Below are 21,104 nucleotides of genomic sequence, written 5' to 3' on the forward strand. Positions count from 1 at the left end.
GGCCCGCTCGGAATTCCGAGTGGGCCCAATCTTTTTCGGTGCAGCGGGGTGGCCGTGCCTACCGCTCCCGCTCCTCGAGGCTGGGCTTGGCGTGTGCGCCGCTCTGGCCGGCCTGCAGCTCGAGGATGTCGCGGATCTGGATGAGCAGGTCTTCGGCGCTCGCCTTGGTGTCGTCCTTCTCGGTGGCGAACTTCCTCTTGGCGGCGTTCGCCGGGACGATCAGCACGAAGTAGACGACGGCGGCGATGATGAGGAAGTTGATGATCGCCGACACCACGGCGCCGAAGTTGAGGAAGGTCTCGGGGTTGTCGGGCAGGATCTGGACGCCCCAGCCCATCTCGTTGTCACCGCCGATCGCCGCGATGAGCGGTTCGATGATGTTGCTGGTGAAGGCGGTGACGATGGCCGTGAACGCGGTGCCGACGACGACTGCGACGGCGAGGTCGAGCACGTTTCCGCGGAGCAGGAAATCCTTGAAGCCCTTCAGCATGGTGCGTCTCCTAGACAGGTGTTGTCGTCATGCTCGCAGTCGCACCATAAACCAGCGGGTGTGACGTTCAACCCGAAATGCGGGGACGGCGTCCGACTCAGCTCAGTGCAAGGTCACCGTCAGTGCGCTGACGAGTGAGGCCGCGGCCACGGCTGTCGCCGGCTCGGGCGGCAGCGCGAGCAGCACCACCTTCTCTCCGCGGTTGTTCGTCTCGTCCGTTCCCTGAGCCAGCACGACCGTCGCCCCCGTCGCCAGCACCCGTACCTCCGGTGCCGACGGGGCAGAGGCCTCGGCGACGGTGAGGACGTCGACGAGGTCGCCTTCGCGGAGCAGATCCCCGACGCCGGGGTCGGCCAGGCGGACCGGCACCACGCGGGCCGCGCTGTCGCCGGTGGTGGCCGCCGCGAGGCGCGGCCCGAGCATCCGCACCCCGACGAGGGCTTCGCCGGCGGGCACCGGTCCGGCCAGGGTGTGACCGAGGGCCTCGGCGGGATCGGTGAGGGCCCCGGACGGGAGCTGGGACGCGTCGCGCTCGACGACGGTGACGTCGTCGACGGTGAGGGTCTGCCCGGGCCGCAGGTCGCGGGCGGCGACGACCGTGCGGGTCCGGTCGTCCGACGCGCCGCCGGTGACGGCGGAGACCGCCGCGACCCCGACGAGACCGGCCGCGATCGCGCGGCGCACGGCGACGGTGCGCGCCCAGCCGGGTCGTGTCAGCGCCGTGAGCCGGTCGGCCAGGGTAGGGTCGAGCGGATTGCGCAGGGGCAGGAACGAGAACGGGCCGGCGGGCATGGCCCGAACCCTAGGGGTTCGGTCGTGCCCGCCGGCCCGTCGAAGCGCCGATCAGGGGCGGACTGTGGATGAATCGTCCGCTTGTGGATGAACGGTGTCAGCTCGCGGCTGCGGCCGGAGCCGAGGTGCTCGACGACGTGCTGGAGGACGAGCTGCTCGACGACGATGCGGCCGGCGACGAGTCGGACTTCGCCGGCTCGCTGGCGGTGCTGCCGCCGCTGCGGGAATCGGTGCGGTAGAAGCCGCTGCCTTTGAAGACGATGCCGACCGAATTGAACAGCTTGCGCAGCTTGCCCGAGCACTCGTTGCATTCCGTCAGGGCGTCGTCGGTGAACGACTGCACGATGTCGAAACGGTTGTCGCAGGACGTACAGGCATAGGAGTAAGTGGGCACCGGTGGATCCTCCGCGAGTTGGTTGGCGACCGCAGCGTTAGCACTCTACAGCCGACAGTGCCAACATCGCTACCTGGGCTCTCTATTCCCCGTCCCGGCCGACCCGTTCAGCGGCACCAGGCCGCGGCCGGGCGTCAGGGCCCAGCCCATCCGGATGTCGTGGGGATCCTCGGGCAGTTCCGGTACGAGTTCCTCGTCGCGGACCACTGCCACGAGGACGGTGTCGGCGGCCGCCAGATGCAGCGTCCGATCGTAGAAGCCGGCCCCGCGGCCGAGTCGCACGCCGCGCTCGTCCACTGCGAGCGCCGGCACCAGCACGGTGTGCGCGCGGCGCACCTCCTCCGGTCCCAGGGCCGGCCCGGTAGGTTCGAGCAGTCCGTACCCGGCCGGTGCGAGCCCACCGGCCCCGGTGTACTGCGCCCAGTCCAGGGTGCTGTCCGCCCGGGTGAGCGGCAGCAGCACCCGGTTTCCGGCCTCGCAGAGCGCGTCGAGCAGGGACAGCGCGCCGGGCTCGGACCCGACCGGGACGTAGGCGCACACCGTCGCCCGGTCGGGGGCCAGGGACCGTGCCGCCGCGGCGAGGGCGGCGTCCTCCCCGCGGCGCTCCTCGTCGTCACGGGCCCGTCGCGCGGCAACGATTCGGGCCCGCCATTGTGACTTGGAGAGTGCGCTCATACCCGTCACCTTAGGATCTGACCTATCTACCGGGTGGTAGCCGAAAGTTAGGGTGGGATCTATGACGAACAATGCGACCGGTGCAGCGGGCCACTTCCGCACGGCAGTGGTTCCCGCGGCCGGCCTCGGTACGCGCTTTCTGCCCGCGACCAAGACCGTGCCGAAGGAACTCCTCCCGGTGGTGGACACGCCGGGAATCGAGCTCGTGGCGGGGGAGGCCGCGGACTCGGGTGCCGAGCGACTGGTGATCGTGACGGCGCCGGGCAAGGACGGCGTCGTCGCGCATTTCGTCGAGGACCTGGTCCTCGAGTCGAAACTGAAGGAGAGCGGCAAGTACCACCTGCTCGAGAAGGTCCGCAAGGCGCCGGGGCTGCTCGAGGTGGAGTCGGTGGTGCAGGAGCAGCCGCTCGGACTCGGGCACGCCGTCGCGTGCGCCGAGGCCGCCCTCGATCCCGACGAGGACTCCGTCGCCGTCCTCCTGCCGGACGACCTCGTGTTGCCGCGCGGAGTCCTCGAGACCATGCAGCGGGTGCGGGCCAAGCGCGGCGGCACGGTGCTGTGCGCGATCGACGTGCCCAAGGACCAGGTGAGCGCCTACGGTGTCTTCGACGTCGAAGAGGTGCCCGACGCCGTGAACCCGGACGTGCTGAAGGTCGTGGGCATGGTCGAGAAGCCGGCGCCCGAGAATGCGCCGTCCACGTTCGCCGCCGCCGGGCGCTATCTGCTCGATCGGGCGATCTTCGACGCGCTGCGCCGGATCACTCCCGGTGCGGGCGGTGAACTGCAGCTCACCGACGCAATCGCCCTGCTCATCGAGGAGGGTCACCCCGTGCACGTGGTGGTCCATCGGGGCACTCGACACGACCTCGGAAATCCCGGCGGCTATCTGCGCGCTGCGGTTGACTCTGCGTTGAACAGCGAGGAGTACGGCCCCTCCCTGCGGGAGTGGCTCGTCGAGCGCCTGAAGCACTGACGGCGCGACAGGTCGGGAGGACGAGAAGCGGTATGCGGTCGGTCGAGGATCAACAGGCCAGGGTCACGGCGGCAGCGGTGGCGCCCCGGCCGGTCCGGGTCGCCATCTCCGAGGCGCAGGGCCTGCTCTGTGCGGAGGAGGTCGTCACCGAGCGGCCCCTGCCCGGCTTCGATCAGGCCGCGATCGACGGCTACGCGGTGCGCAGCGTCGACGTCCAGGGTGCGGGCACCGATGCGATCGGCGACGACGGCGAACCGATCGAGTTGACGCTGCCCGTGGTGGGCGAGGTCTCGGCCGGGTCGCGTCAGCCGATCCGGCTGCAGCCGCGGCAGGCGGTGCGGGTGGACACCGGGGCGCCGCTGCCGACCCTCGCCGACGCCGTCCTTCCGCTCGACCGCACCGACGGTGGCCGCGCGCGTATCAAGGTCCTGCGTCCCGTCCGGTCGGGTGAGTACGTCCGCCGGGCGGGCGACGACGTCCAGCCCGGCGATGTCGCGGTCCGGGCCGGCACGATCATCGGCGCCGCCCAGGTCGGTCTGCTCGCGGCGGTCGGCCGCGACAAGGTGCTGGTCCATCCGCGTCCCCGGCTGTCGGTGATCTCCGTCGGCGGCGAGCTCGTGGACGTGGACCGCACCCCGGGTCCCGGCCAGGTGTACGACGTCAACTCGTACGCCCTGGCGGCGGCCGCCCGCGACGCAGGCGCGGACGTCAACCGCGTGGGGATCGCCAGCACCGACCCGAAGCGCCTGCGGGAGGTGGTCGAGGGCCAGCTGATCCGGTCCGAGATCGTCGTGGTCGCGGGAGCCGTCGGCGGTGGTGCGCTCGAGGAGGTGCGCGAGGCGCTGGCCGACCTCGGCAAGCTCGAGGTGGAGCGGGTGGCGATGCACCCCGGCTCGGTGCAGGGATTCGGCCAGCTCGGCCGCGACGAGGTGCCCACCTTCCTGCTCCCGGGGAATCCGGTCAGCGCGCTGGTCGTGTTCGAGGTGATGGTGCGGCCGCTGATCCGTATCGCGCTCGGGCGCCGGCAGCCGATGCGACGCGTCGTCACGGCCCGCACCGTCACGCCGATCACCTCGATCCCGGATCGCAAGGGATTCCTGCGGGGGCAGCTGATGCGCGACGAGGCGACGGGCGAGTACATGGTCCAGGCGCTCGGTGGTGCGGCGGGCGCGTCGTCGCACCTGCTGGCGACGCTGGCCGAGGCGAACTGTCTGGTGCTGATCGATCCGGAGGTGACCGAGGTGCGCACCGGCGATCCGGTGGACGTCGCTTTCCTCGGACAGCGCGGCTGATGAGCCGTCATCCGGGATGGCCGGCGGAGCTGGGTCCGCTGCGGGTTGCCGGTGGACTGGTCACGGTGCGGCCGATCCGGTTGCGCGACGCGGCGGTGTGGAGCCGGCTGCGGATCCGGGACCGGGCGCACCTCGAGCCGTGGGAGCCCACCGGGGACGTGCCCTGGGAGATGCGCCATCACATCACGGTGTGGCCCGGGCTGTACCGCAGCCTGCGGGCGGAGGCCCGCCGGGGTCACATGCTGCCGATGGCGATCGAGCTCGATGGGGAGTTCTGTGGACAGATCACCGTGGGCAACGTCGTGCGCGGTGCGCTGCGGTCGGCGTGGATCGGCTACTGGGTGGCCAAGCACGTCAACGGCCTGGGTGTGGCCACGGCCGCGGTGGCGCTCGGGTTGGACCACTGCTTCGGCCCGGCCGGGTTGCACCGGGTCGAGGCCACGGTGCGGCCGGAGAACGTCGCGAGCCGCGCGGTGCTGCGCAATGTGGGTTTCCGCGAGGAGGGCCTGCTGCGGCGCTACCTCGACGTCGACGGGCGCTTCCGCGACCATCTGCTGGTCGCCATGACGGTCGAGGAGGTACCCGGCAGCGTGTCCGACGTGCTGATCCGGGGCGGCCGGGCCGGCTGGGCCTGACGGCTGTAACGCAGATTACGTGTAGCGATGCGTAGTAATACCCACACGTGGGTATATGCGTGTGACTAGAGTGAAGAGAGTGTCACATGGTTCGCGTGACTCGTGTGACAGCTGTAGTCATCTGAGTCGGCGTTTCTGTCCTGGTGACGGCCTCCGGGCCGCTAACCTGACGGGGTCAGTGGCGTCGACGGACTGGTAGGCGACGACTGGGAGGAGGGCCGCCGAATGCCGAACTCGCTCCTGTGGATCGGGTTGGTCGCCGTGTGGTTGTTCGTTCTGGTGCCGATGCTGGTCACGAAGCGCCCCCGTATCCGTCAGACGACCGACGCCGCACTCGCAACCCGGGTTCTGCACCGAGGTGACGACGAGCCACTCGCCCCGCGCGGGCCGGCCGCAGGTCATCGCCGCGATCCCCACTGGCGTCCGAGTCGGGATTCCGCCCGTCCCACTGCCGGCGACGACTCCGGTCGCGTCCGCACGGTGGACGACCGCAGACACCGCCACCCAGCGGAGGACCGCATGGACACACAGCTCGACACCGACCACGACACCGACTTCGACGACCGTCCCGAACGTGCTCCCGCCCGGGAGTTCGTGCCTCAGCGCCGCGGACGCGGCGGATTCGATCCCCAGGCCGACGCCATGGCCCGCGCCGCGCGCTACGAGTTCCGGCAGCGCACCGTGCTCGGCCTGCTGTTCGCAGCGATCATGACCGCCGCCCTCGCCCTCGTCGTCTCGTCGGCGCTGTGGTGGCTGTGCACGGTGGCGACGGCCGCCCTCGCCGGCTACCTCGTCTACCTTCGTCGTCAGGTGCGCGTCGAACAGGAGATCCGTCGTCGTCGCATGGCCCGCCTGAACCGCTCGCGCCTGGGCGTCGAGTCGCACAGCGACGACGAGTTACGTCTCGTCCCGGCGCGGCTGCGCCGTCCCGGCGCGGTCGTGCTCGAGGCCGACGACGAGGACCCGGTGTTCGAGCACCTGGACCGCTACGCGGACGACGAACCCGCCTACGAGGCGTACGAACCCCGCTACGACGCCGACGACTACCCGGTGCGCCGGGCATCCGGCGAGTAGCCGTCGATCCGCTCGGGAGTATTCAGCGCCCGATGACGATGTGTGCCACGAGAGGCGCCGACACCGAGCCGTCCGGGTCGGTGAACCGGGCCAGCACCGATCGGGCCTCCGAGGTGATCGCCTCGTACGTGCCGGCGTCGATCCGTTCGATCAACGGGCTGCCCTCGACCTCGGTCGCCACCATCGCATCCACGGACGGGAACCGCGCGCTTCCGGTGTGCGTGGTGAACCGATCGACGGTGAGTCCGGCGTCGCGGAACCATCCCCGCAGTTCGTCGCGGTCCCCACAACTCCAGTAGGTGCCCAGGAGAGACGCCGCGGGCGGACCGGCGTGCCGGACCGCGACGTCGACGAAGTCCCGGTAGGCCGGTTGCTCGTCCAACGCGGCCGGCACACACACGGCGACCACCTCCGTCGCCACGCGTCGCATCTCGCGCAGCGCCCGGGCACGATCGGGAAAGAACATCAGCGCCATCTGGCACAGCGCCGCATCGAACGAACCGTCCGCGAACGGCAGCGCGCCGGCGTCACCCCGGCGCCATTCGACGTCGGGACACATCCGGCGTGCCACCGCCAGCATGGCCTCGCTGACATCGACACCGACGACCCGGCCCGACGGCCCTACCCGGTCGGCGGCCACGCGCGCGACGATCCCGGTTCCGCATGCCACGTCCAGCACCCGTGTGCCCGTCGTGATCGCAGCCTGGTCCAGCAGCCGTGGCGCCCACTGCGCGAAGAGCGCGGGTACGAAGCGTGACTCGTACACCTCCGCGGCCGCCGGTGAAATCCCGAAGTTCTCGGTCGTGTTCGTCATACCCCGAGGTTGGCCCTGCGCCCGGGTGCGGCGCATCGGGCAGCTGACCCATCTTCCGGGTGGGCGGCGGCATACGCGGCGGCCTCCGAGCGGTTCCGCATGTCGAGCTTGCGGAGGATGTGGCTCACGTGGTGCGCCACCGTCTTGCGGGAGACGAACAGCCGGCCGGCGATCTCCGGATTCGTCAGGCCCACCGCGAGCAGGTCCAGCACCTCGCGTTCGCGGGCGGTGAGGCCGCTGTCGAGGCCCGGGGCGGTGCGAGCGGTGGCGCGGATGCCGGGGCCGCGCACCCCGAGACGCCGCAACAGGGCCGCGGAGCGGTCCGCGGCGGCGACGGCTCCGAGTTCCCGGAAGATCGTCACCGCCGTTCGCCCCCGTGCGGCCGCGAGGGTGGGATCGTCGTTCATCGCCGATTCGGCCAGTTCGAGCAGGCAGCGGGCCGCCTCGAACGGCGCCGCGCGGTCCGCCCAGCGAGCAGCGGCCGTCTCGAAGGCATCGACTGCGGCCACCACGCGGCCCCGCGCCGCGGCGGTCAGCCCCGCCGCCTCCACCGCCTCGGGACCGTCGGGGTCGAGCGCCGCCGCGGTGGCCGTCGCCGCGTCCAGGTCGCCCGTGGCCGCCTGGGCCCGGGCGCACAGCAGGGACGTGGCGCCGCGACGTTCGAGCAGCCGCCGGGCGGTTGCGGGGTCACCGTCGGCGAGGGCGACCTCGGCGCGGGCGGTGTCCAACTCCGCGGTCGGGCGGGGGGATCGGTCCAGCATCGCCCGGGCCTCGTCGAGCCGCCCCTGCCGGACCCGGAGCGTGGCGAGGGCCGCGACGGCGCGCGCGTGGACAGCGGGGCAGACCTTCTCGTCGAGCGTGAGCACCGCCGTCAGCAGACGGTCCGCCTCCGCCCAGCGGCCCGCGGTGAGCAGCAGTGCCCCGTAGAGGGTGCGGCACTCGACGTACAGGAAGGGGCACCCCCGGCGGGAGGTGAAGTCCTCGGCGACGCGGCACCACTCGCCGGCGCGACGGGTGTCGCCGGCGAGCGCACACGCGCCGAGCATGTCGCAGCAGACGAACACGACGGTGTCGAATCGGCGGTCCGCATCGCCCAGGGCGGCCGCCGCGGCCTCGTCCAGCAGCGCGAATCCGGGTTCCAGGTCGCCCCGGGCCACAGCCACGTGTCCGGACTGGGCGAGTGCCACCAGTTCGAGATCCCGGTCGCCGCATCGGCGTGCGGCGTCCAGGGCGCGCGCCACCCACGGCGCGGCCGCCGCGGCGTCCGGGAGCAGGCGGTGGGCGTGTGCCACCCACACCAGGGCGTGCAACGCGCCCGGTGCCCCCTCGGGCAGCAGTCGCTGCGCCCGGCGGACCCAACCGTGGGCCACCGACCGATTGCCGAAATCGGACGTGTAGCTGATGCTCAGCCACGCCGCGCAGCGAACCGCGCTCTCCCGGTCGCCGCTCCGGAGAGCCGTCGTGTAGGCCCTGCGACAGGCGGCGACGCTGTCGTCGAGGCGCCCGAGCCACCACGACGCCTCGCCGATGCCGAGCCACGCCGCCGGATCGTCGGTCGCGGCCGCCACCGACGTCAGGTCGGCCAGCGCGGCGGCCCACCGACCCTCCCGCAGGGCCTGGTCCCCACGTAGGCGCACTGCATCCACAGGTCGATTGTCCGCCGCCGTGACCTGTGCCGATACCTCAATTTCGTCTCCGGCGCGCACGTTTGCTACAGTTTGCGGGCGGTTCCGAACGGAACCCGCGGGGCTGTGGCGCAGTTGGTAGCGCGCTTCGTTCGCATCGAAGAGGTCAGGGGTTCGATTCCCCTCAGCTCCACCACCGAAGGGCGTCTCCCGGGCCGGGAGGCGCCTTTCGTCGTCGATGTCGTGCCGCCGATTGCGGGCCGAACAGCCGCGCGGTCGGGGAGACTGTGTGACATGGAACACAGGATGAGTGACGACGAGTTGCGGCGCGCTATTCGAGTGCTCCGCGAACGTGCCGACAGCGCCCGCAGCGAAGGCCGCGACGCCGACGCCGACGGCATCGAGGAGACGATCCGCAAGTACCAGGAGGAAATGGCCCAGCGCCTCTGACTCACCCCGCGGACGCGAAGACGAACGCTCCTTGCACCACGGCGCCTGCGCGGCGCTGCGGCGGTAGACGTCGCGCTAAGGTGACCCGCAGACGACGAGAGCGGGGGCGGGCATGGCGATCAAGGACCTGCGGGGCAGGAAGTTCCTCGTGACCGGAGCGGCCAGCGGTATCGGCCGGGCACTGGCCCTGGCCGCCGCCGCGGAGGGCGCCGAACTGGTGCTCACCGACCTCGCCGCCGACGGTCTCGACGACACGGTCCGCACCGTGCGCGAACGTGGGGGCTCGGTGCTGCACGCCGCGGCGCTCGACGTCTCCGACTACGACGCCGTCACCGCCTTCGCCGCCGACGTCCACGAGCGCGCCGGCGCCCTCGACGTCGTCGCCAACGTCGCCGGAACGTCGGTGTGGGGCACGGTCGACGCGCTCGAGCACCGGCACTGGAAGCAGATGGTCGACGTCAACCTCATGGGCCCGATCCACGTCATCGAGAACTTCGTGCCGCCGATGATCGAGGCCGGCCGCGGTGGGCATCTCGTCAACGTCTCCTCCGCGGCGGGACTGCTGGCCCTGCCGTGGCACGCGGCGTACAGCGCGAGCAAGTTCGGTCTGCGCGGCGTGTCCGAGGTGCTGCGGTTCGACCTGCACCGGCATCGCATCGGGGTCTCGCTCGTCGTGCCCGGTGCGGTCCGCACCCCGCTGGTGAACTCCGTGCAGATCGTCGGCGTGGACCGCGACCATCCGGCCGCCCGCAAGCTCACCGCCCGGTTCGAGCGGCACGCCGCGTCGCCGGAGAAGGTCGCCGGGTGCATCCTCGCCGGGATCCGGAAGAACCGCTTCCTGGTGTACACGTCGTTCGACGTGCGTTTCGGCTACTGGTGGGCCCGCAAGTTCGCCCCGCCGTACAACGTGGTGATGCAACTGGCCAACAACTACTTCTCCCGCACCCTCGAGGCCGTCCGCACCCGCCGGTGACGCTCAGGCCGAGGTCTTGTCGAGGGCGAACTCGCGTAACCGCGTTCCCGCCCGCAGCGCTTCCCGATCGTGCGTGACCATCACGACGGCGACGTCGCGCTCGCGCGCCGTGCGTTCGAGCAGTTCGACGATCTCGCGGCTGCGGTCGGCGTCCAGCGCCGACGTCGGTTCGTCGACCAGCAGGACCGCCGGATCGTTGACGAGACTGCGGGCGATCGCGACCCGCTGCCGCTGCCCGCCGGAGAGCTGGTGGGGACGGCGGTCGGCCTGCTGCGTCAGCCCCACCGCCGCGAGCAGGTCGCGGGCGCGGGCCCGGTCGATCCGGCGCCCGCTCAGGTGCGCGACCAGCGCGAGCTGCTCCGTAGCGGTCAGCGAGGGCAGCAGGTTCGCCTGCTGGAACACGAAGCCGATCCGGTCCCGCCGCAGCCGGGTCCGCGTCGCCGCGTCGAGATCCGTGGTGTCCACGCCGTCGAGGACCACTCGGCCGGAATCGGGCACGGTGAGCAGTCCCGCGACGGCGAGCAGGCTCGACTTGCCGGATCCGGACGGGCCGGTGACGGCGACCGTCTCGCCGGCCTCGGCGTGGAAGTTCAGGCCGTCGAGGACGCGCAGGGTGGCGTCGCCGTCGGGATAGGTGAGGACGATGTCGGTGAGCCGCACGCTCATGGTGGTGCCTTTCTCGAACGGATCTCTCGAACAGCTCAGTGGGCCGCGGCGAGCGCGGTCAGCGGGTCGACGGAGCCGATGCGGGCGACGGCCGCCGCGGCACCGAGGAGGCCGATCCCGACCAGCGCGACGAACGGCAGGACGGTCGTGGCCGCGCTCAGCGTGAACGGAACGACGGTGGCGGCGGCCGCCCCGGCGGCGGTGGCGGCGACGGTGCCCAGCCCGGTTCCGAGCACGAGCACCACGGCGGCCTGTCCGAGGGCGTCGCGCAGCAGGTAGGAGGTGGAGGCACCGATCGCGCGCAGCACCGCGATGTCCCGGCTGCGCTGGACGGTCCACACCGTGAAGAACGCCCCCACGACGAGGGCGCCGACGACGAGCAGCATGGCCTGCATCAGCAGCAGCGACCCGCGTTCGGAGGTGTACGACCCGATGGTGTCCAGGGTCGCGGAGGTGTCGAGCACGCTCGTGCCGGTCGCGGTCGCGACCGTGGGCGCGTCGAACCCGGGTCCGGTCCGCAGCGCGATCACGGTCCCGTCGGCGCCGGCCGTCGCGGGCAGGTCGCGCCAGGTGCCGAGGTCGAGCCACACGACGGGCTGATGGCTGTAGTAGGAGTCCTCGACGAGGGCGGCGACGGTGACCTCCCGGCCGCCGACGGTCAGGATCGTGCCCGGCGACCAGCCGTTGTCTGCGGCGAGTTGCGCGTCGACGGCCGCCGTCGCCGGGCGCAGGCCTGCCGGTGCCGCGAAGGACCCGGGAGCGACCCCGAACAGGGCCGCCGCCACCTCGCGTCCGCCCGACCCGACGCGACCGGGCGCGACCCCGAGCACGGCGGTGTCGGCCACACCGGGCTGCGCGGCGAGTGCGGCGCGTTGCGAGTCGGTGACGGTGGACTCGCCGAACGACACGTCGGACGGATCGGTGCCGCCGCCGTCGAGGGCGAAGTGCTCGGCGCCGATGCCGCGGATCGCGGCGATCGACTGGTTGCCCAGGCCCGCGGTGAGGCCGGAGAGCATGACGACGAGGAACGAGACCAGGACGAGCACCGCCGTCATGACGGCGAAGCGCCCCGTGGCGAAGCGCAGATCGCGCAGTGCGAGGAACATGAGTTCCACCGTGCCCGGCGCGACGGTGCCCGCGCATCGCTCGGCGGATGGGTTCGCGGATCAATCGAAAGTAGGAGGCGGCGGCGTGGTCGGCGGTGTTAGCGTCGGTGCAATGCAGACCGCCCGACCGCACCCTCCCGAGGGGACGGTCCCGGTGCTGCGTGCGATGCAGCTGGGCCAGCACGCGCTGTTCGTGCTGCTGCTGCTGGTCGGGGCACTGCGCGGTGCCGGCTCGGCGGGGGTGCTGGTCCTCGCGGGCGCCGAATTCGCCTGGTACGTCTCGGGGCTGTGGTTCGCCCGGCGCGGATCCCGCGGCGGAATCTGGCTGGCGGTGCTGCTGGCCGGGTGGCTGGCGCTGGTGCTGCTCGCGCCGGATTTCGTGTGGCTCGCCTTCGCGCTGTTCTTCCTGTGCTTCCATCTGCTGCCCACGGTCGCCGCGATCGCGGCCACCGCGGCGCTGACGGCCGTCGCGATCGCCGGGAGCATCGGGCACGGCACCGCCAACCCGACGGCCGCCGTGCTCGGGCCCCTGTTCGGGGCGCTCGTGGCGTCCGGCACGGCCCTGATCTACCGCCAGCTCGTGCGCGACGCGGAGCAACGCGACGCGCTGCTCACCGAACTCACCGCGGCGCACCGCGAACTGCTCGACGCCCAGGACGAGCTGGTGCGGTTGCAGCGGGAGACCGGCGCCACCGCCGAACGGGCCCGCCTCGCCCGCGACATCCACGACACGCTGGCCCAGGGCTTCTCGTCGATCCTGCTGCTCGCCCGCGCCGGGTTGCGGACCGGCGGCGACACCGCGGCGCTGCTCGGCCGGATCGAGGAGACCGCGCGGCGCAATCTCGTCGAGGCCCGCCGGGTCGTGGACAAGCTGCGTCCGTCCGACCTCGACGACGCGCCGCTGGCGGCAGCCCTCGGCCGCGTCCTGGACCGGTTGCGCGGTGACACCGGCATCGACGCCGAACTGCGCGTGGACGGTGAACCGCTGCCGCTGCCCACGGGATTCGACGTGGCGTTGCTGCGGGTGGCGCAGAGCGCGCTGGCGAACGTCCGGCTGCATGCGCGGGCCCGCCGCGTGCGGGTGACCCTCGCCTACGCCCCGGACGAGGTCCGGCTCGACGTGGTCGACGACGGAGCCGGTTTCGACGTCGACGCGGCCGGTTCGGGCGGGGGCTTCGGGCTCACCGCCATGCGGGATCGGCTCGCCGAACTCGGCGGCGCGGTCGTCGTCGAGTCGGCGCCCGGCGACGGAACCGCCGTGGCCGCAACGCTGCCCGTGCGGATGCTGCCGTGATCCGGGTGCTGCTCGTCGACGACCATCCCGTCGTGCGGGCGGGCCTGCGCGCGCTGCTCGCGTCGGAGCCCGGGCTCGAGGTGGTGGCCGAGGCCGCGTCCGGGCAGGAGGCCGTCGCCCAGAACGCCGCGCACCGCCCGGACGTGGTGCTGATGGACCTGCGGCTCGGACCCGGGATGGACGGGGCGGACGCGACGGCCGAACTCGCGGCCGCGCCGGATCCGCCGAAGGTGCTGGTGCTGACCACGTACGACACCGACTCCGACATTCTGCGCGCGGTCGAGGCGGGGGCGGCCGGCTACCTGCTCAAGGACGCCGACCCCGCCGTGCTCGTCGACGCGGTGACCCGGGCGGCGCGGGGCGAAACCGTGCTGGATCCCGGTGTGGCGCAACGTCTCTACCGCAGCATGCAGACACCCCGGGTGGAGCTGAGCGCCCGCGAGATCGAGGTGCTCGCCGCGGTGGCGCGCGGCCTGTCCAACCGGGCCGTCGCCAAGGAACTGTTCGTGAGCGAAGCCACCGTCAAGTCCCATCTGGTGCACGCGTTCTCGAAGCTGGGTGTGGACTCGCGCACCGCGGCGGTCGCCGCGGCACGCGAGCGCGGCCTGCTCTGAGGGTCAGCCGGCGCGTCGCAGCGTCGCGTGCAGATGGTGCGTGAGCGGGGTCTGCGCGTGCGCCATCCACAGGTCGTAGGACAGGTCGTCGCCGTCGAGTACGAACCGCCGCCGCAGCTCGTGCACCGGCTTGGCGTGCGGAGAGCGCTCGAGGTGGACGGGCGTGAAGTCGAGGACGCCCTGGGTGAGCCGGGAGCGCTGGATCTCGACGAATCCGGTCGGCTGGGAGACCAGCAGCTCCACGTCGTGGTCGGCGAGACGGAGGTAGCCGTTCTCGGTGTGCATGGGCTGACCGGTGCCGGGGTTCTTCGTGCGGCTGACGTACATCAGGAACGGCTTCCCCGGGACGGCGGTGAAGTCGATGGTCTCGTCGTAGGTGAAGTCCTCGATGGTGGGGTAGTGGCCTTCGCCGCCGCCCACCCAGCGGCCGGCGAAGTCGGCGAGGTCACCGAGCGGGTCGGTGTCGGTCATGAATGTCTCCTCGGTCGTCGGGCACCGCCGATCCTGCCACCGCGGATGGACGCCGGGTCGGGTTCGGGGAGTTTCGGCGCACCGTGAGGCGGCCCGCGGCATTACGGTCTATTCCATGAACGCTGCGCTGGGTGTGGACTCCGAGGTGGGGGCGCTGAGAGCGGTGCTCATGCACCGGCCGGGCGCGGAACTCGAACGCCTGACTCCCCGCAACAACGACCAGTTGCTGTTCGACGCGCTGCCCTGGGTGGCGCGGGCGCAGGAGGAACACGACGCGTTCGTCGAGCTGCTGCGGGGGCGGGGCGTGGAGGTGCTGCTCCTGTCCGACCTGCTCACCGAGACCCTCGAGGTCAGCGGCGCCGCCCGCGTCCAGGGGGTGTCGTCCGCGGTGGACCCGCGCCGGCTCGGGCACGGGCTGGCGCACGAACTCGCCGCCCACCTGCGCGCGATGTCCGCCGCGGACCTCACCCGCGTCCTCGTCGCGGGCATGACGTTCGACGAACTGCCCGCCGCGGGACTCGGGGCCGCGCCGTCGCTGGTGCGGTTGATGCACCACGGTGCCGACTTCGTGATCGAGCCGCTGCCGAACCTGCTGTTCACCCGGGACTCGTCGTTCTGGGTCGGTCCCCGGGTCGCGATCCCCACCCTGGCCCTGCCGGCCCGGCGCCGGGAGGCGGCGCTCACCGACCTGATCTACGCGTTCCACCCGCGGTTCCTGGGGGTGCGGCGGGCCTACGAATCGCACACCGCGCCGGTCGAGGGCGGGGACGTGCTGCTGCTCGCTCCGGGCGTCGTGGCCGTGGGCGTGGGGGAGCGCACGACCCCGGCGGGTGCGGAAGCGCTCGCTCGGAGCGTCTTCGAGGACGGTCTCGCGCACACCGTGCTGGCGGTGCCGATCGCGCAGCAGCGGGCCTCGATGCATCTGGACACCGTGTGCACGATGGTGGACGTCGACGCCGTGGTGATGTACCCGGCGGTGCGGGAGACGTTGCAGGCCTTCACTCTCCGCCGGGAGAACGGTGACGTCCGGATCAGTGGGCCGCGCGGGTTCCTCGAGGCGGCCGCCGACGCGATGGGGATCGAGAAGCTCCGCGTCATCGACACCGGCCTCGATCCGGTCGTCGCCGAACGGGAACAGTGGGACGACGGCAACAACACCCTGGCCCTCGCGCCCGGCGTGGTGGTGGCCTACGAACGCAACCTCGAGACCAACACGCGCCTCGAGGACGCGGGCATCGAGGTGCTGCGCATCGCCGGGTCCGAGCTGGGCTCCGGACGCGGCGGGCCCCGCTGCATGTCCTGCCCGCTCGCCCGCGCCCGGCCGACCGCGGGCGAGGCGGGGACCTAGAGGATCTCGCGCACCTTCTCGACGGGCCGGGCCAGGACGGTGCCCTTGTCGGTGACCACGATCGGGCGCTCGATGAGGATCGGATGGGCCACCATCGCGTCGAGCAACTCGTCCTCGGAGGCATCCGCCAGGTTCAGCTCGCCGAACAGCGACTCCTTCCGCCGGATCGCCTGGCTCGGGACCAGGCCGGCGTCGTCGAGCAGCTTGCGCAGCCCGTCGCGCGACGGCGGGGTCTCGAGGTACTTGACGACGGTCGGTTCGAGGCCCGCCTCCTGCAACACCTTCAGGGTGTTGCGGGACGTGCTGCACCGGGGGTTGTGGTAGATCGTCGCGGTCGTTGCCATGGCCACATTCTGCCGTGCGGCACGGGCGAGTGCGGGGGTGCCGCGGCGCATTCGGGAACGGTCGGCCGGCACTGTTAGCCTCGACGCACCATCAGCCCACCTGAGGACGCCCCGATGCTCGACATCGTCATCGACCCCGGCTCGCCGGTCCCGCCGTACGAGCAGTTGCGCCAGCGGATCGTCACGATGGTGCGGCGCGACGAACTGATCGCCGGCACCAAGCTGCCCACCGTCCGCGGGCTGGCCGAACACCTCGGCATCGCCCCGAACACCGTGGCCAAGACCTACCGTGAGCTCGAGCAGCTCGGCATCATCGAGACGCGGGGCCGGGCGGGCACGTTCGTCGCGGATTCCGGTGACCCGACCCGCACGCTCGCCCAGCGCGCCGCCACCGGCTACGTCCGCGAACTGCGCACCCTCGGCATGTCCGACGACGAGGTGCTCGAGTTCGTCGTCGCGGCGCTGCGCGGCGCCTGAAACCACCGACACCCACCCGTCCACGAGGAGTTTCCCATGAGTGGCACCGTGCCGGCGCGCATCGCGTTCGCGGTCGAGGCCATGGATCCGCAACCGGGCAGCGACGTGCTCGAGATCGGCTGCGGAGGGGGCGTCGCGCTCGCGCTCGTGTGCGAGCGGCTGCGCCGCCGCGGCTGCGTCGTGGGGGTGGACCGCTCGGCGACGCAGATCGACCGGGCGCGTCGCCGCATCCGGGACGGACTCGACGCCGGGCTCGCCGAACTGCGTGTCGGCGAGTTCCCCGGCGTCGACCTGCCGGGGTCGTTCGATCTCGTCTTCGCCGTCAACGTCCCCAGTTTCCGCAGCGACGACCCCGCCGCGCCGACGGCTGTCGCGTCGCTGCTGCGACCCACCGGCGAGCTGTGGGTGTTCGACGAACCCCCTCCGGGGCTGGCCGTCGGACCGGTGTCGATGCGGATCAGCGCGCTGCTCTCGCGCTGCGGTTACGCGATCGTCGACATCGTCGAGGGCGGCCGGACCGTCGGCGTGCGGGCCGCGCCCGCGGACGTCACCGCCAGCTCGGCAGCCACAGCTGCTGGTGCCACGTCTCCACGGTGATCGGCGCGGCCGTCAGGATCGGCCACAACCACACGAAGTTCGCCACCACCAGGCCGACGTAGAGGCACACGACCAGCAGACCGGTCGACCGCCGCTCGGTCGAGGCCCGCGGCGATCCGAGCACGTCGCCGAGCACCAGTGTCAGCCCCATGACCAGGAACGGCGCGAGCGGAACCGCGTAGAAGTAGTACATCTGCCGGTCGAGCGTGGCGAACCACGGCAGCAACGTCGCCGCGTACCCGGTGAGCACCGCGGCCCACCGCCAGTCCCGCCGCACCAGCAGTTGCCATCCGCCCCACACGAGCATCGGCAGTGCCAGCCACCACATCGCCGGGGTGCCCACCAGCATGACGGCCTTGACGCACTGCTCACCGCCGCACCCACGGATCTGCTCGCCGTCGGCGAAGTAGTACAGCATCGGACGCAACCCCATCGGCCACGTCCACGGCTTGGACTCCCACGGATGCACGTTGCCGGCCGAGTTCGTCAGACCCGAGTGGAACTCGAGCACGGAGGCGCTGTAGTACCACAGCGAGCGCAGCGCGTCCGGCACGAACGAGAACGCCCCGTCCGTGCCGATCTGCCGGCCCACCGCATGCCGGTACACCCCGGTCTCGCCCGCGAACCACGCCCAGAACGTCGCCAGATACACGGCCAGCGGCACCACCACGAGCGCGTAGAGGGCCGGGCCGACGTCACGCAGACCGGTCCCGAGCCACGGTCGTCGCACGCCGTAGGCGCGGCGCGCGGCGACGTCGAACGCCACCGACATCAACCCGAAGAACGCGATCAGATACAGCCCCGACCACTTCGTGCCCACCGCCAGGCCCAGCAGCACACCGGCCCCGAACCGCCACCACCGCACGCCCAGCCGGGGACCCCACACCGTGTCGGCGATGCGTCCCTCGGCGTGCACGCGCGCCATCCGCGCCCGCACCTCGTCCCGGTCGACGATCAGGCACCCGAACGCGGCGACCGCGAACAGCGCCAGGAAGATGTCCAGCATCCCGAGGCGCGACGAGACGAAGGTGACGCCGTCGGCGATCAGGAGAATCCCGGCCAGACCGCCGAGCAGGGTCGAGCGGGTCAACCGCCGCACGATCCGCACCACCAGCAGGACCAGCAACGTCCCGGCGACGGCGGCCGAGAACCGCCATCCCCACCCGTTGTAACCGAACAACGCCTCGCCGAGCGCGATGAGCTGCTTGCCCACCGGTGGGTGCACGACGAGGCCGTAGCCGGGGTTGTCCTCGATCCCGCCGCCGGTGAGCACCTGCCAGCCCTGCGGGGCGTAGTGCTTCTCGTCGAACACCGGCGTCTTCGCGTCGGTGGGGTAGTGCAGCATCGTGAACCGGGTGATCGCCGCGATCGCGGTGACGAACAGCGTCACCACCCAGCCCCGGCCGCGGTCGACCGGACCGAAATCCGATGCCGGCACCGTCGGACCCGGGCTGTGCATCCGGCGACGGTCCGATGCCTCGGCAGGGCGCTCGTCCGTCACGGTCACGTCCCGATCGTAGGCTGAGGCGCATGCAGCCAGACAATCCGGGACAGGGCCGGCTCGTGCTCGCCGCCACCCCCATGGGCGACATCGGCGACGCCTCCAAACGGCTCTGCGACGCGCTCGGCACCGCCGACGTCGTCGCGGCCGAGGACACCCGTCGGACCCGGTCGCTCGCCGCCGCGCTGGGGGTCACCGTCACCGGGCGGGTGGTCAGCTTCTACGACCAGGTGGAGTCCGCCCGGACCCCGGCGCTGGTCGCCGACATCGAGGCGGGCCGGACGGTGCTGCTGGTCACCGACGCCGGGATGCCGTCCGTCAGCGATCCCGGCTACCGGCTGGTGGCGGCGTGCGTCGCGGCCGGGCTGCCCGTCACGTGCCTGCCCGGTCCCTCCGCGGTGACCACCGCGCTCGCGCTGTCCGGTCTGCCGGTCGAGCGGTTCTGCTTCGAGGGCTTCCCGCCCCGCAAGGCCGGCGCGCGTCGCGCGTGGCTGCAGACCCTGACCGCCGAGCCGCGCGCGGTGGTGTTCTTCGAGGCCCCGCACCGCCTCGCCGCGTGCCTGGCCGACGCGGTCGACGTGCTCGGCGGGCAGCGACGCGCCGCGGTGTGCCGGGAACTGACCAAGACCTACGAGGAGGTGCGGCGCGGCACGCTCGCGGAGCTGGCGCAGTGGGCCGCCGAGAGTGCCCGCGGCGAGATCACCGTCGTGCTCGAGGGCGCCTCGGCGCAGGTGGCGGAGCCTGCCGACCTGGTCGACGCGGTCGAACAGCTCGTGGCGGACGGGGTGCGGCTGAAGGACGCGTGCGCCCAGGTCGCGACCGCCGGGGTCTCCAAACGCGAACTGTACGACGCGGTACTGGCCGCGCGGCAGGACGAGTCGTCGTCGTAGACTCTGCCCCTTACCGCGCAGCAGGAGGTACGGATGGAGTCGGTGAACGAATTCCTCGTCGAGGTCGCGTCGGTGGTATGGGGCCCGTACATGCTCATACCGCTGCTGCTGGGCACCGGCGTGATCCTGACGGTGCGGCTGCGGGGGGTGCAGTTCCGCAAGCTGTGGCCGGCCCTGCGGCTGGGGCTGATCATCCGGAAGGACCCGGACGCCACCGAAGGTGACATCTCTCAGTACCAGGCACTGACGACCGCCCTGGCCGCCACCGTGGGCGTCGGCAACATCGCCGGTGTCGCCACCGCCATCTACTTCGGCGGGCCGGGGGCTCTGTTCTGGATGTGGATCACCGGCCTCGTCGGCATGGCCAGCAAGTACTCCGAGGCGTTCCTCGGTGTCAAGTATCGCGTCACCGACGCCAAGGGCGAGCAGTCCGGCGGCCCGCAGTACTACCTGGCCCGCGCCATCCCCAACAAGTTCGGTCTGGTGCTGAGCCTGATGTTCGCGGTGTTCGCGGTGCTCGCCAGCTTCGGCATCGGCAACATGACGCAGGCCAACACCGTCGCCACCCAGATGGACTCCACGTTCGGGGTACCGACCTGGCTGTCCGGGATCGTCATGACGGTGCTCGCCGCCGCGGTGCTGCTCGGCGGCATCAAGTCCATCGGCAGGGTCACCGCCGGATTCGTGCCCGCGATGATCCTGCTGTACGTCGGCGCCGGGATCATCGTCCTCGCGGTCAACATCACCGACATCCCCGAGGCGTTCGCCCTCGTGTTCACCGACGCATTCACCGGCACCGCCGCGACCGGCGGCTTCATCGGTTCGGTGTTCATGATCGCCCTGCGCTACGGCGTGGCCCGCGGCATCTTCTCCAACGAGTCCGGCATGGGCAGCGCCGCGATCGCCGCTGCCGCCGCGCAGACCACCCACCCGGTCCGGCAGGGCCTGGTGTCGATGACCCAGACCTTCATCGACACGATCATCGTCGTGACCTTCACGGGCATGGTCATCATCACCACCGGAGCCTGGACATCCGGGGAGCAGGGCGCGGCGATGACCTCCCTCGCCTTCTCGGACGGCCTCGGCGGTGACTGGGGCAGCTGGATCGTCACGATCTCCGTGGTGTTCTTCGCCTTCTCGACGATTCTCGGGTGGTCGTACTACGGCGACCGCTGCGTCGAACGTCTCGTCGGCCGCGGCGGCGTCCTCCCGTACCGGGCGATCTTCGTACTCGTCGTCTACGTCGGCGCCACCACCGAGCTCGAGGTGGTGTGGAACTTCTCCGATGTGATGAACGGCCTGATGGCACTGCCCAACCTGATCGGGCTGCTCATCCTCTCGGGACTCATCGCCCGCGAGACGAAGGAGTACCTCGCCCGGGATCCGTACCTGCTCGGCGCGAAGGACAGCCGCACGCCGACGCGGTAGCCGCGGCCGGGCGTTACGGCGCGGCCGAGGAGAGCGCGACGATCAGCAGCACGGCGACCGCGACGATCAGGGCCGCGACCAACGTGGGCGGAACGCCGTGGACGATCCGGTCGACGAGCTTGTACACGGTCCCTCGGTTCGGGTCGCGCGCCGCCTTCCCTCCGCACCGGGCGGAACCACC

Annotated in this window: 24 protein-coding genes and 1 tRNA gene; 14 read left to right on the forward strand and 11 right to left on the reverse strand. The window is 71.7% G+C overall.

Translation table 11 applies throughout. From position 1 onward, the window contains the following. Nucleotides 1-58 precede the first annotated feature (58 nt). From mscL to RR3_RS07355, 4 genes are all read right to left on the reverse strand, one after another. The gene (mscL, locus tag RR3_RS07340; RefSeq protein WP_064065661.1) at nucleotides 59-490 is read right to left on the reverse strand and encodes a large conductance mechanosensitive channel protein MscL; all 432 of its coding nucleotides are present in this window, start codon (nucleotides 488-490) and stop codon (nucleotides 59-61) included. Between the two features lie 102 nt (nucleotides 491-592). Beyond that, nucleotides 593-1,282 (reverse strand): RcpC/CpaB family pilus assembly protein, encoded by a 690-nt coding sequence (locus RR3_RS07345; protein ID WP_064065660.1) that lies wholly within the window; start codon nucleotides 1,280-1,282, stop codon nucleotides 593-595. Between the two features lie 97 nt (nucleotides 1,283-1,379). Beyond that, nucleotides 1,380-1,676, reverse strand: a complete 297-nt coding sequence (locus RR3_RS07350) for an FmdB family zinc ribbon protein (protein ID WP_017679459.1) — start codon at nucleotides 1,674-1,676, stop codon at nucleotides 1,380-1,382. 69 nt (nucleotides 1,677-1,745) lie between these two features. Then, the gene (locus RR3_RS07355; protein ID WP_064065659.1) at nucleotides 1,746-2,351 is read right to left on the reverse strand and encodes a 5-formyltetrahydrofolate cyclo-ligase; all 606 of its coding nucleotides are present in this window, start codon (nucleotides 2,349-2,351) and stop codon (nucleotides 1,746-1,748) included. Nucleotides 2,352-2,412: 61 nt separating this feature from the next. Between RR3_RS07355 and RR3_RS07360 the strand changes: the two genes are divergently transcribed. The 4 genes from RR3_RS07360 to sepX all read left to right on the forward strand — a co-directional run bounded on the left by RR3_RS07360 (nucleotide 2,413) and on the right by sepX (nucleotide 6,325). Then, entirely contained in the window at nucleotides 2,413-3,324 is a 912-nt protein-coding gene (locus tag RR3_RS07360) for a UTP--glucose-1-phosphate uridylyltransferase (protein ID WP_003937797.1), read from the forward strand. Nucleotides 3,325-3,356: 32 nt separating this feature from the next. Then, entirely contained in the window at nucleotides 3,357-4,616 is a 1,260-nt protein-coding gene (glp, locus tag RR3_RS07365) for a molybdotransferase-like divisome protein Glp (protein WP_010593006.1), read from the forward strand. Continuing rightward, nucleotides 4,616-5,251 carry a GNAT family N-acetyltransferase gene (locus RR3_RS07370; RefSeq protein ID WP_010593005.1) on the forward strand — a complete coding sequence of 212 codons (636 nt, stop codon included), beginning with the start codon at nucleotides 4,616-4,618 and terminating at the stop codon, nucleotides 5,249-5,251. The genes glp and RR3_RS07370 overlap by 1 nt, the downstream gene beginning before the upstream one ends. 225 nt (nucleotides 5,252-5,476) lie before the next feature. Further along, a complete protein-coding gene (gene sepX, locus RR3_RS07375; protein ID WP_064065658.1) occupies nucleotides 5,477-6,325 on the forward strand; it encodes a divisome protein SepX/GlpR in 849 nt (282 codons plus the stop codon). A gap of 22 nt (nucleotides 6,326-6,347) precedes the next feature. Here the strand turns inward: sepX and RR3_RS07380 are convergent, their stop codons facing one another. Further along, complete coding sequence (locus RR3_RS07380; protein ID WP_064065657.1) at nucleotides 6,348-7,139, reverse strand: class I SAM-dependent methyltransferase; 792 nt, start codon at nucleotides 7,137-7,139, stop codon at nucleotides 6,348-6,350. Further along, nucleotides 7,136-8,785 (reverse strand): LuxR C-terminal-related transcriptional regulator, encoded by a 1,650-nt coding sequence (locus tag RR3_RS25265; protein WP_282956229.1) that lies wholly within the window; start codon nucleotides 8,783-8,785, stop codon nucleotides 7,136-7,138. Before RR3_RS25265 ends, RR3_RS07380 begins: the two co-directional genes overlap by 4 nt. Before the next feature lie 99 nt (nucleotides 8,786-8,884). Between RR3_RS25265 and RR3_RS07390 the strand changes: the two genes are divergently transcribed. The 3 genes from RR3_RS07390 to RR3_RS07395 all read left to right on the forward strand — a co-directional run bounded on the left by RR3_RS07390 (nucleotide 8,885) and on the right by RR3_RS07395 (nucleotide 10,187). Next, a tRNA-Ala gene (locus tag RR3_RS07390) sits at nucleotides 8,885-8,960 on the forward strand. 110 nt (nucleotides 8,961-9,070) lie between these two features. Further along, on the forward strand, nucleotides 9,071-9,214 hold the full coding sequence (locus tag RR3_RS24845; protein ID WP_155621893.1) for a hypothetical protein: 144 nt from the start codon (nucleotides 9,071-9,073) through the stop codon (nucleotides 9,212-9,214). A gap of 112 nt (nucleotides 9,215-9,326) precedes the next feature. Beyond that, nucleotides 9,327-10,187 carry an SDR family oxidoreductase gene (locus RR3_RS07395; RefSeq protein WP_064065655.1) on the forward strand — a complete coding sequence of 287 codons (861 nt, stop codon included), beginning with the start codon at nucleotides 9,327-9,329 and terminating at the stop codon, nucleotides 10,185-10,187. A gap of 3 nt (nucleotides 10,188-10,190) precedes the next feature. Here the strand turns inward: RR3_RS07395 and RR3_RS07400 are convergent, their stop codons facing one another. After that, nucleotides 10,191-10,853, reverse strand: coding sequence for an ABC transporter ATP-binding protein (locus RR3_RS07400; protein ID WP_010593000.1), 663 nt, complete (start codon nucleotides 10,851-10,853; stop codon nucleotides 10,191-10,193). Nucleotides 10,854-10,888: 35 nt separating this feature from the next. Next, nucleotides 10,889-11,959, reverse strand: coding sequence for an ABC transporter permease (locus tag RR3_RS07405; RefSeq protein ID WP_064065654.1), 1,071 nt, complete (start codon nucleotides 11,957-11,959; stop codon nucleotides 10,889-10,891). 112 nt (nucleotides 11,960-12,071) lie between these two features. Between RR3_RS07405 and RR3_RS07410 the strand changes: the two genes are divergently transcribed. Together RR3_RS07410 and RR3_RS07415 are read left to right on the forward strand one after the other, a co-directional pair. Continuing rightward, nucleotides 12,072-13,253: a sensor histidine kinase gene (locus RR3_RS07410; protein WP_064065653.1), complete on the forward strand. Its 1,182-nt coding sequence runs from the start codon at nucleotides 12,072-12,074 to the stop codon at nucleotides 13,251-13,253. Further along, nucleotides 13,250-13,867 carry a response regulator gene (locus tag RR3_RS07415; protein ID WP_017679467.1) on the forward strand — a complete coding sequence of 206 codons (618 nt, stop codon included), beginning with the start codon at nucleotides 13,250-13,252 and terminating at the stop codon, nucleotides 13,865-13,867. Before RR3_RS07410 ends, RR3_RS07415 begins: the two co-directional genes overlap by 4 nt. 3 nt (nucleotides 13,868-13,870) lie before the next feature. Here the strand turns inward: RR3_RS07415 and RR3_RS07420 are convergent, their stop codons facing one another. Beyond that, nucleotides 13,871-14,338, reverse strand: a complete 468-nt coding sequence (locus RR3_RS07420; RefSeq protein ID WP_010592996.1) for a heme-binding beta-barrel domain-containing protein — start codon at nucleotides 14,336-14,338, stop codon at nucleotides 13,871-13,873. 115 nt (nucleotides 14,339-14,453) lie between these two features. Between RR3_RS07420 and arcA the strand changes: the two genes are divergently transcribed. Next, on the forward strand, nucleotides 14,454-15,686 hold the full coding sequence (arcA, locus tag RR3_RS07425; RefSeq protein ID WP_017679468.1) for an arginine deiminase: 1,233 nt from the start codon (nucleotides 14,454-14,456) through the stop codon (nucleotides 15,684-15,686). On the opposite strand, the gene arsC is transcribed toward arcA, so the two are convergent. Next, nucleotides 15,683-16,030: an arsenate reductase (glutaredoxin) gene (gene arsC, locus RR3_RS07430; protein ID WP_026137470.1), complete on the reverse strand. Its 348-nt coding sequence runs from the start codon at nucleotides 16,028-16,030 to the stop codon at nucleotides 15,683-15,685. The genes arcA and arsC overlap by 4 nt on opposite strands. 114 nt (nucleotides 16,031-16,144) lie before the next feature. On the opposite strand from arsC, the gene RR3_RS07435 reads away from it, so the two are divergent. Further along, a complete protein-coding gene (locus tag RR3_RS07435) occupies nucleotides 16,145-16,507 on the forward strand; it encodes a GntR family transcriptional regulator (protein WP_017679470.1) in 363 nt (120 codons plus the stop codon). Between the two features lie 36 nt (nucleotides 16,508-16,543). Then, a complete protein-coding gene (locus RR3_RS07440; protein ID WP_017679471.1) occupies nucleotides 16,544-17,104 on the forward strand; it encodes an SAM-dependent methyltransferase in 561 nt (186 codons plus the stop codon). On the opposite strand, the gene RR3_RS07445 is transcribed toward RR3_RS07440, so the two are convergent. Next, nucleotides 17,055-18,563 (reverse strand): dolichyl-phosphate-mannose--protein mannosyltransferase, encoded by a 1,509-nt coding sequence (locus tag RR3_RS07445; RefSeq protein WP_174557556.1) that lies wholly within the window; start codon nucleotides 18,561-18,563, stop codon nucleotides 17,055-17,057. The genes RR3_RS07440 and RR3_RS07445 overlap by 50 nt on opposite strands. A 71-nt stretch (nucleotides 18,564-18,634) precedes the next feature. On the opposite strand from RR3_RS07445, the gene rsmI reads away from it, so the two are divergent. After that, nucleotides 18,635-19,495 carry a 16S rRNA (cytidine(1402)-2'-O)-methyltransferase gene (rsmI, locus tag RR3_RS07450; protein WP_017679473.1) on the forward strand — a complete coding sequence of 287 codons (861 nt, stop codon included), beginning with the start codon at nucleotides 18,635-18,637 and terminating at the stop codon, nucleotides 19,493-19,495. Between the two features lie 33 nt (nucleotides 19,496-19,528). Then, nucleotides 19,529-20,923, forward strand: coding sequence for an alanine/glycine:cation symporter family protein (locus tag RR3_RS07455; RefSeq protein ID WP_017679474.1), 1,395 nt, complete (start codon nucleotides 19,529-19,531; stop codon nucleotides 20,921-20,923). Nucleotides 20,924-21,104: the final 181 nt, after the last annotated feature.

The sequence above is a fragment of the Rhodococcus ruber NBRC 15591 genome (genome assembly GCF_001894945.1).
Taxonomy (GTDB): Bacteria; Actinomycetota; Actinomycetes; order Mycobacteriales; family Mycobacteriaceae; genus Rhodococcus; species Rhodococcus ruber.